Raw genomic sequence first — 2439 nt, forward strand, 5'->3', positions numbered from 1 at the left:
GTACGGTTGTACGGCGAACGCCCCCGGGGAGTCAGACCTCCCGGGGGCGTTCGCGTGTGGTTGGGGCGGTGGGTCAGGCCCGGCCGCGTCGGGTGCGGACCTCCTGGAGCCGCTCGGCGAGGATGTCCTCCAGCTCGGCGATCGAGCGGCGTTCCAGCAGCATGTCCCAGTGGGTGCGCGGCGGCTTGGCCTTCTTCTGCTCCGGCTCGGTGCCGTCGACCAGCCGGGCGACGCTGCCGTCGAACTTGCACTCCCAGGTCGTGGGGACCTCGGCGTCGACGGCGAACGGCACCTCGAACTGGTGGCCCTTGGCGCAGAGGTACTCGCGGGTCTGACGCGGCGCGAGCTCCGTGTTGCGGTCGGATTCGTAGCTGACCGCGCCCAGACGGCTTCCGCGCAGCATACGCTCGCCCATGATCGACTTCCCCTCGTTCGTGGTGCTGGTCTTCAGGTCCAACGGTCCGTGTCGGCCGGGCCATTCCCGCCCCCGCCGGGCCACACCCCGCCCACCGGGCAGGGCACGGCAGGCCCGCAACCCCTGCAAGGGTAGCCGGCCACGCCAGGTGCCCGGCGGGGTCGTCCCGGCCGGGCGAATCGGTGGGAGTGTTTCGGCGGTTTACGGGGATGTTACCCATTCCCAGCCGCGCGGAGGTGTCGATGTCCAGTGACGCGCCGGTTGCCCGCCGGCCCCCCGGCGGGCGGACCTTCCTCGGACACCCCCGGGCCCTGGCCACCCTGTTCCTCACCGAGATGTGGGAGCGGTTCAGCTTCTACGGCATGCGGGCGATCCTGGTGCTGTATCTGACCGCCGCTGTCGCCGACGACGGCCTGGGCCTGTCCGAATCCACCGCCAGCGCCGTCTACGGCGCGTACAACGCGATGGTGTACCTGATGGCGCTGCCCGGCGGGTGGGTCGCCGACCGGCTCCTCGGCGCCCGCCGGTCGGTGCTGTGGGGCGGCGTCGTCATCGCCTGCGGCCACTACGTGATGGCGGTGCCGGCGGCGTGGAGCGTCTTCGCCGGCATGGCGCTGATCGTGGTCGGCACCGGGCTGCTCAAGCCGAACATCTCCACGATGGTCGGCGACCTCTACGACCGGGACTCCCCGCGTCGCGACGCCGGGTTCTCGATCTTCTACCTGGGCATCAACCTCGGGGCGTTCATCGCGCCGCTGGTCACCGGCCTGCTCGGCGAGAAGATCAACTGGCATCTGGGGTTCGCCGTCGCCGCGGTCGGCATGACCTTCGGGGTCATCCAGTACGCCCTGGGACGCCGGCACCTCGGCGACGCCGGGGCCCGACCCGCTGACCCGCTGCTGGGCGCCGACCGTCAGCGGGCGCTGCGGCGCATCGGGCTGGTCACCGCCGCCGCCGTGCTCGTTGTGGCCGCGCTCGCGGCCGCCGGGCTGTTCACCGTCGATGCCGTGGTCAACCTGCTCACCGTCGCCACGGTGGTGGTGGCCGTCGGGTACTTCACCCGGATCCTCACCGACCGGGAGATCAGCGGCACCGAACGCAGCCGCGCGAAGGCGTACCTGTGGCTGTTCGTGTTCGCCGCGTCGTTCTGGCTCATCTACGACCAGGCCGGGTCGGTGCTGAACATCTTCGCCGCCGACAACACCGACCGCGACGTGCTCGGGTTCACCTTCCCCGCGTCCTGGCTCCAGTCGGTCAACCCGATCCTGATCATTGTCGGGGCGCCGCTGTTCGCGGTGCTGTGGCTGCGGCTGGGGCACCGGGTCGGCACCCCCGTGAAGTTCGCCGTCGGTCTGGTGCTCAACGGCCTGTCGTTCGTGCTGATGGCCGCCGCGGCGCAGGCCGCCGTCGGCGGCGACCTGGTCTCCCCGTGGTGGCTGGTCGCCGTGTACGCCATCCAGGTAGCCGGCGAATTGTCGCTGAGCCCCGTCGGCCTGTCCGCCACCACCAAACTCGCCCCGGTCAAGTACGCCAGCCAGATGATGGGCCTGTGGTTCCTGGCCACCGCCGTGGGCGACGCGATCGGCGGGCAGGTCGCCCGGCTCGCCGAGACCTGGCCGGAGCCCACCTACTTCCTCACCTTCGGGGCGGCGTCGGTGCTGCTCGGCCTCGGCGCGGTCATGTTCGCCCGGCACATCCGGACGCTGATGGCCGGCATCCACTGACACCGCCGGCCGACGACGGACGCGGGCAGACTCCCGACGTCCCTCGCGCCGGCCTCAGCGCGGCGCGGCGCCCAGCCGGGCCAGCGCGGCGGCCATGTCGCTGACCTGGTCGACCAGCTGTGCCGAGCGTCGCTGCGCGGCGTCGCGTTCGGCCTCGGCCGCGCGCAGCCGTGCGTCCAGCTCGCCGAGGCGGCCCTCCACCGCGGCGGCGGCCTCCCGGGCGGCGGCCAACTGGGCGGCGGTCGCGTCGCGGGGCGGCGGCGGCCTCGGCCAACCGCGCCGACAGCGCCGCCGTGGCAT

The 2439-nt window shown here is 72.6% G+C and carries 2 protein-coding genes and 1 pseudogene; 1 reads left to right on the forward strand and 2 read right to left on the reverse strand.

The features are described from left to right. Window positions 1–73: 73 nt before the first annotated feature. Complete coding sequence (locus MCAG_RS00240) at window positions 74–415, reverse strand: RNA polymerase-binding protein RbpA (protein WP_007070998.1); 342 nt, start codon at window positions 413–415, stop codon at window positions 74–76. Window positions 416–657: 242 nt separating this feature from the next. Here MCAG_RS00240 and MCAG_RS00245 point away from each other — a divergent pair, with 242 nt between their 5' ends. Beyond that, window positions 658–2139, forward strand: coding sequence for a peptide MFS transporter (locus MCAG_RS00245; RefSeq protein WP_036371692.1), 1482 nt, complete (start codon window positions 658–660; stop codon window positions 2137–2139). Between the two features lie 54 nt (window positions 2140–2193). Here MCAG_RS00245 and MCAG_RS33140 read toward each other — a convergent pair. Further along, window positions 2194–2439, reverse strand: a pseudogene (locus MCAG_RS33140) (hypothetical protein); the annotation flags it as partial.

The sequence above is a fragment of the Micromonospora sp. ATCC 39149 genome (assembly GCF_000158815.1).
In the GTDB taxonomy this organism is placed as follows: domain Bacteria; phylum Actinomycetota; class Actinomycetes; order Mycobacteriales; family Micromonosporaceae; genus Micromonospora.